This window comes from Mycobacterium sp. WUMAC-067, assembly GCF_020217485.1.
Taxonomy (GTDB): Bacteria; Actinomycetota; Actinomycetes; order Mycobacteriales; family Mycobacteriaceae; genus Mycobacterium.
This window is the reverse complement of record NZ_JAEKMI010000048.1, coordinates 24,304-31,633: the sequence shown is the minus strand read 5'-3', so window position 1 is coordinate 31,633 and position 7,330 is coordinate 24,304. Positions and strand designations below refer to the sequence as shown.

The window sequence follows — 7,330 nt, the reverse complement described above, 5'->3', positions numbered from 1 at the left end:
CAAGTGCGAGGTAGTCGATGAACGTCGCACCGACGAGCTCACGGCCGGCGACCACCACGAGGCCATGCTGACCCACGTCCACCTGGACAGCATCCCCAGCATCAGTGTGGCCTACAACGATCCGCATTTCAGCGCCCACGATGGGCTTAGGGCGTGACGAGCTCAAAGGCCGCCAGGACGTCGGTGAGGGCAGCGTCCATGTCTGCCAGCGTGATTGTGCTAATGCTGCTCAGGTCGGCGGTGAGCAAGTCCACCGTCGGGTCCGCTGCGATGCGGGCTTTGGCTTTGCGCAGGGCTTGTTCAATGACGGTTCGGGCGAACCGGCCGTTGGCGGCGACATCGATGAGCATGTGTGGTTCACCGGGGCGTGTACTTGGCGTGTTGCATAGCCACTCAGCGTTGCTGCTGAAGCGCGAAAGAGCGGAGGGTTCGATGGCCACATGGAACCGCGCTGCGAACAGCTCAGCGATCCGTACCAGGTCGTCGGTGTCGCAGGAGGTGAATTCGAGCTGGAACGGGAACCGTGACCGCAGTCCCGGGTTAGCGCTCAAAAGCCGGTTCATTGGGCTGGCGTAGCCAGCCATGGCGATCATTGTGTCGTGGCGATGGTCTTCTGCCCACTTCATGATGACGTCAACGGCGATGTGGCCGAAATCGCGCTCATTATCCGGTTTGTAGAGTTCGGGTGCCTCGTCGATGAACAGTGCACAGCCTTTGGCAGCTTGCAAGATCGCTGATGTTTTCTTCTCGGTGCCACCGATGTGCTCGTCGACAAGATCCTTGCGGGAGACTTCGATGAATTCTGGCGATTCGAGGATGCCCAGGCCGAAATACATCTCGCAAATCAGCCGTGCTATCGAGGTTTTCGCGGTCCCCGGCGGGCCGACCAGAGTCATGTGCAAGGTGTCGCGCTCACCGATCTGGACGCCGCGCTCGGCCATCTTCTGGTCGTAGACCTTGACGAACTTGAGTTCCTTGACATGCTCTTTGACGCGGCGGAGCCCAATGAATTCGTCGAGTTCGCGTTCGGCGCGCTCCAGCACACGTACGGCTTCCTTGCGTTGCCGGGCTCTGCGCAGGTCGGCCACGCTCGGTCCAGAATCCGGGTCCCACCGATTGGACCGGGCGGCAATCACGTCTGGGGTCGTGACGGTGACGCCGTAGCCGGGGTCATCGAGCGCGGCGGCGGCGTCCGGGCGCAGTTGACCGTCTACGCTGGCTGCGCTGAACTCTTTGCGGGCGGCGGCCTCGTCCCCCAACGCGCGGTGGCACAAGCCGCGATATACGGCCGCCTCGGCCAGCAGGTGCGAGGTATCGATGCCGCTCTGGTCGAGCTTGGCCTGGTCGGCCTGCGTCACGACGGATGTCAATGTGGCCAGCGCCGCCTCGAACTGTCCCAGCCCGGTTTGGGCGATTCCTTTGAGCAGCCGTGTGGCGGCCTCCACGATTCCACCGCTGCTCGACGAGGCCTGCGAGGTCCACGTCAACAAGTCTGGCCAGCGGCGCGTCAGGAAAAACATTGTGGCCCCGATGAACCGGTGTATCTGCGCTTGCGCGGGCTCGACGGTGAGGTCAACCCCGTCGAGGATCTTTTCGGCCTGGTCGTAGTCGCCTTGGCTAACAAGTGTCGCCGCGTAGGCGATGGTGATCCCGGTCGGAGTGTGCGGGTAAAGGTCAATGAGGAATGGCGTAGACACGGTTGGCGCTAGCGCAGAATCTGCCAGGCCAATCCGACGCGTTTCGCGATGCAAAGTCGATAGCGCATCATATGCGCCGCGCATGGTGTTAAGGCTGACGTCGCCAGCAACCGCCAACCCCATCCACGCGTCGCACATGCCGGGATCCATGTCGGTGGCCTGCGTGAAGGCTTCGCGCGCTCCCGCGTGATCGGCCACGGGCCCACCGAAGCCCAGGCGGCTAATCCCGATGTCGAAATAGTCACGGGCACTCACTGGTGATAGTCCCTTGCTCGTGGTCGAGGTGGTGACGGAAATTCTACGGGCGACTCAGACAGCTCGAACGATCGCTGCTGCTCAGATGATGTATCTAGCGGCAGGCCGGGGTCCTCATCAGGGGTTGCCGACGGGGGCGCCTGGTGGCGACCCACGCCCTGGGCCGGGCGGCGCGGATGGCTCGGTAGCGATGGCAGCCCATCTGAGCCGGCCATCGGCGCCACCTCGCCTTGATCTGGTTCCCCTGGCTGGCCGTTGCTGAGGGCATTGGACGCCGCCAGGTGCGGGCTGGTGTCGCTGTCCGGGACGCCTTGTTGGGACCCGGGGTCTGAGCCGTTGCGGTGGTGGTGTCCGCGGATGTGCTGGACGGTCTTTTCGGTGATGACGGCGGGAATCACCACCTCTGGCGCGGCGGCCGCGGCGGCGCCTTCTGCCGCTGTGGCGCCGGCCCCCTCTGCTGCCGCAGCCGCGGCATGTCCACCTGCGGTCGCCGCGGCCTCGCTCGCCCCGGCCTTTTCTGCTGCCATCCGGGTGGTGGTGGCCCCGGTCGTCCGGGTCGCCGTGGTCTCCTCCTCACCGCGCATCCGGCTGGGCCGAGGTTTGACCGCATCGAACCCCGGCGTTGAGGTGTCGGCGTCGCCGTTAGAACCGTCATCGTCGCCGGCGCCATCGCTATCGCCGCGTCGCGCGACCCGTCGAAACAGCCCGCGCGCTTTGCGTCCCGCCTCGGCGTAATCGTTGTACTCATCGCGCACAGCGCCGCTTGTGGAGCACCACGCCCCAGTGATGTGGTGGGCGATCGTGCCCAAACTGTCTGTGTAGAAATGCTTGTCGATGTAATGGAACAAGAAGATGCCTACGACCGAACCCAGGCTCACCAACAACAGGCGCGGGACCGCGGTGGCGCCATGCCCCAGTTGCGGCGTGGGGAGCGCCCACCCCATCCCGACCGCACTCAACGCCAAAAAGACAGTGAAGATCATCATCTCGACGCCATGCAACAACACCTGCGAGACGCAGCGCACCGCGTATTTCTTGCCGCGCTGCCAACCGCTCATGCCGACCATCGCCGCGGGAACCACCACGATGCAGTAGTAGGTGGCTTTGGCACCGACCAGCAACGTGCTCACCCCGACGTACCAGATGAACAGGCCGATCCAAAACGCGGCGAACAAGAACACCAGCCCCAGCACAAAGTCGTTGGCCCCCAATTGTTGAGCGTGCGCCAAGGCTTGGGGAGCACCGCATCCGGCCATCGCGTGCGCCGGTCCAGGACCTTGGCTATGCGCGGCCAAGATGGCCTGGGACCAGGCCTGGCGGCAGGTGCCCACATCATCAACGACCATGCCGAAGTTCTGTAACTGTAGAGCTGGTCGCGCCGTCGAAGACACCAGCTGCGCCAGCAGGGCGTCGAGCTGGGTATCCAATGACTGGCCCGGAGCGTACGAACTCTGGCGGGCGTCCTGGGCGATCTGAAAGCCTGTCGCTCGACCCATGCCCAGCAGGCCGTGATCGCTGACTAGATCGTCAATGGGGTCACGAAAGACCGTCCACACCAATGCAGCTAGCACCGCGGCGGTGCCTAGCAGATTGCGGGCCTGGGCCGGCCGCCCTCGCTGTTGGTGATACCCCGCCAACACCACACAAACCGCGACCGCCAATGGCCCCAGCCACATCTGGTTGACGAGCATGTTCACTGTAGCGAAAACGGGGCGCCCGATTTGAACGAGGGCCAAGAGCCACGAGCTCGACATTGCAAATCGCAGAAGCCACAGCGCAATCCCGATAGCGAATACGACAAGAGCAGCTTCATTGGTCAGCCACCAGGCTGCGGTGGTATGCGCGATCGCGGTTTGGGTGGCTTTGACGATCCACGACCCCCACGATTCGGGATCGAACGCGCTGACGTGTTGGCCGTTGTTGAAGGTGGCTTCGGTGGTATCGACCATCGAGAGGAAGTAGTCAGCGATCGGCACGTTGTCCAAGTCATGCAGTCCCGTCCACCCCAGAGCAGCGGCACCCACCGCCGCCGAGGCTTTAGGTGCGGCCACCACCGCCCACAGACACAGCACGTAGACACCTGTCATCGCGCCGATCACGCGGCGCAACCGTGGGTGCTCAACTAGCCAGACTGCGAGGGAATCGCTGGCAGTCATGCGATCACCGATGCGGTGCTATCGAATGCGCGTGCCTGCTCTTCGGTTGGCGCGCCGAAAAATTGAACGCGTGCGGGACGTCCAAGTTCGTCGACTAAGAATCCCTCGCCGAGTCGGGCACGATCGACCGCCCCGGCCTCGGTGGCGTAGCCGCCCCATTCCCCGCGATCAGAGAACACGTCTTCATCAGCGGTGGAGCCAGGACTGGTGTCCTCGCTTAGTGCGCTGACAAGCTCTGGATACATTTCTGGGTCGATGCGCGCCCACTTCAGTGTCGCGTAGGCCAGTTCAGGGTCTTGAACACGAAAGATCCATTTTTGTGTGACAAACTCATCCCCCATGCGGGCAAGGTCCCTGAAATCCTGTGTGATGAACCAGATTCCACTCGCGTGCTTACGGCCCCGCCGAGTGAATTTGTGCGCAATGCGTGCCGTGGTGGGAAAGGCAAGCAGTTCGGCGCACTCCTCGAAGATCATGACGTCGAATACGTCGAGGCGGTCGAACATGTATCGCTGCTCTAGCTCAATGAGCAGGCCATAGATAGCCATTCCGGCGCGCTGGGTCCCCGACAGTTTCGCGTAGAGATCGGCGTTGGTGAGATCCTCGGTGCTGGGCAAGCCCAGGTTGCCGGTCAGGTAGACCGTGGCCGGGGAGTCTTCTGGCCGGTAGGGCGGCAAGTGGTCATCGAAAAGCCCGGGAAAATCCTCCTGGGCTGTTTCTAAGCGCAGCAGCAACTCGTCGTTGTCGGCGTCCGGCTGTGAACGCAGATAGTCCAGCAGTGTGCGGTGGCTCGTAATCCCTTGCCTGGCCCGGGTTTCCGGTCGCACCAAACGTCGGTAACGCTTGGCAAGCAGGCTGTCATAAGACAGCCCAATCCAGGGCAGGATGTGCGAGGCCGCGATGCGCCCTGCCAGGTGCGCTGGGAAGATCACCAGCGGGTCATACAAGTACTGCGGCGTTGTCGGGTCGATGAACCGTACACCCTCGATGGGTGTGAGGGCCTGCTTCCATTCAGCGATTGTGTCTGGCTCGAACACCACAACGCGTCCGCCACGCAGGATCAGTTCATACGCCGAGAGTTTGGTGCGGTTGGACTTCCCGCCGCCGGGATCGCCGACGACGGCCAGCCCGGTGTTCTTGTTTCGGCGCGCAGTTCCCTCGGGATCGTGAAGGATGATCGCCGGTCGCATCGTGGTCTGGTCGATGGCCAGCGCACTGCCCTTGACGTTGCCCACGCGGCCCGAAATCAGCGGCAAGAACAGCGACCACTTATGTGCGCTGGTGGGATTGCGAAATTCATCGAGCGGGCAGGTGTTTTCACTTCCGGTATTGAATGCCTTCCACAGCAACGCCTGGGCGCCACGGTGGCGTTTGACAGCGATGCCGACTGTGTCAAGCTCCTGGCGGACCTGTTTGACCGCATCCTCCAAGACCCGCGGTGAGTCGGCACCGACCGCAATCATCACCGTGTGGTCAAGCTCGCGTTCGGCGGGATTGCCGTTCAGATGCGATGTGTAGGCCCGCGTGCGCGCTAGCTTCCTTGGCAATTCGTCGTTTTCAGCTCCGCGGTGACCACGCTGACGCATCTGGTCTTTGATGTTTTTGGTGTAGCGGAAATTGCGGGCTTGCGCATCCTGGGGTGTGCGAATGTAAATATGTTGGGTCCACTCAATACTGGCCTGGGTGTTCACGTTGAGCAGCGCATTCAGATACGAAGCGCGTGGAAAGGCCAGGCCTGTCTCCGGGAAGTGCTCGACGGTCAAAAACGACTGGTAGCTCGATCTGCAGGTGGGCTCGTGGGGATCATAGACGCGAACCAAGGCTTTGAAACTGGGTCGCCACCATGGCCGCCCGGCGTTGTCGCCTTCATCGAAAGCGATGGTAGGGAAATCGTGAGCGCTCAGTGAGGACGGCCCCGTGCTGGCCGCTGGCATCGGCTCATGGATGACGCCGAGCATGGCGCGATGTCGCCGATACCAATGGATTTGCGCTGGACTAGCCGCGCGAACGTGAAACTCATCAGGTAGGGCACCACAGATCTGGCGGGCAACACTGGCGTAGTGCTGAATCGATGTGCTTGAGTCTTTGTCACGCCCGCTGACCCAGTCCCAAGCCCGCCTGCCCTGTCCGAGCGGTGTGCGTCCCGCGGTGCCAGCATCGACTGGCACCGTTAGCCAAAACCGTGGGCGCACGGGACCGCGATATCCCTTGGTGATCCACTTGTTCGCTTGGGCGATAGTTGGGACCCAGTGCTTGCACTGCCCAATCCATGTCGACTTGTTGGTGTGCGGACCCACCATTGCCCGCATGATGGCGTTTTGGTCCTCGGCGACCAGCAACCCGCGCACTTGCGAGCCTGAGGGCAGGTAGCGCCCCAAGTTCCGCGTCAGCCTGGCGGCTCGCCGGTGGACGTCAAGCGAGCGCATATTGACCGACAAACCATCGATCAAGAATTCGGCATAGACGCCTCCGCCGGTGAAGACCAGATTGTCCTCGACACGTTCAGGAGGGTCAAAACTGGAGTCAACACGCAGCTTCCTCTCAGCGGCACGAGGCTGCGAGGTGATCAGGTGAGGTGGCCGAATAGTGTTGCGGGCAAAAACGAGACGTGCTGAAAGAGATGGACGTCCCTTGGGCAAAAGTAGCCGCATCAGCCCAACGGTCACCACACAGAGCACCACCCCGCCGGCGAGGACCGGAAGCGTGGTTCCGGCGGGCTGGCTGTCGACCCATAGCAGCGTGGGACCCGCGATCGCGGCAATGGCCACCCATTCCACCCCGCGGTAGGGCCCGCCGGGCCATTCCTGCCCGGGAGCGGCTTCCCCGATCTGGATGTCGATGTCGCGGATGCCCGACCACGCTTCGGCCTTGTCGACGGGCCGTGGTGGGGCAACTGGGCCGGTGGTCACCATCCGCGGGTATTGGAGTGGCCAACGCTGCCGGGCAGGTGCTCAAATTCCTGGTTACCGCGCTGATACAGCCCGACGATGTGGGCTACGACAACTGCAAGAGCCACCCCGCCGGCGATTGCCGACAATCCGGCACCGGTGCCGCGCTTCCAATGGTCTCTCATACCGCGCACGATGCCGCTGCCCAGGAAGTATGTGCCGCCGACTGCGACGATGATGTAAAGCACTTCGTGGCTCATGTTGATCACGCCGGCCCCGGCAGCCACATTTGTCGTGTGGGTAGCCAACGTCTGTAATGTTAGCTGTCTAATCA

Annotated in this window: 4 protein-coding genes; all 4 read right to left on the bottom strand. The window is 62.7% G+C overall.

Annotated features, from left to right (window positions below):
• Positions 1-146: 146 nt before the first annotated feature.
• A complete protein-coding gene (locus JF781_RS23420) occupies positions 147-1,952 on the bottom strand; it encodes an AAA family ATPase (protein WP_007172172.1) in 1,806 nt (601 codons plus the stop codon).
• Positions 1,949-4,039 carry a hypothetical protein gene (locus JF781_RS23415; RefSeq protein WP_225329803.1) on the bottom strand — a complete coding sequence of 697 codons (2,091 nt, stop codon included), beginning with the start codon at positions 4,037-4,039 and terminating at the stop codon, positions 1,949-1,951. Before JF781_RS23415 ends, JF781_RS23420 begins: the two co-directional genes overlap by 4 nt.
• A 65-nt stretch (positions 4,040-4,104) precedes the next feature.
• Positions 4,105-7,020, bottom strand: a complete 2,916-nt coding sequence (locus JF781_RS23410) for an ATP-binding protein (protein ID WP_225325408.1) — start codon at positions 7,018-7,020, stop codon at positions 4,105-4,107.
• Positions 7,014-7,304 (bottom strand): hypothetical protein, encoded by a 291-nt coding sequence (locus JF781_RS23405; protein WP_225325409.1) that lies wholly within the window; start codon positions 7,302-7,304, stop codon positions 7,014-7,016. The genes JF781_RS23410 and JF781_RS23405 overlap by 7 nt, the downstream gene beginning before the upstream one ends.
• Positions 7,305-7,330: the final 26 nt, after the last annotated feature.

Excerpts from the sequence above, each read along its gene's own strand:
- JF781_RS23415 (WP_225329803.1), bottom strand. The coding sequence starts at position 4,039 with ATGACAGGTGTCTACGTGCTGTGTCTGTGGGCGGTGGTGGCCGCACCT.
- JF781_RS23410 (WP_225325408.1), bottom strand. The coding sequence starts at position 7,020 with ATGGTGACCACCGGCCCAGTTGCCCCACCACGGCCCGTCGACAAGGCC.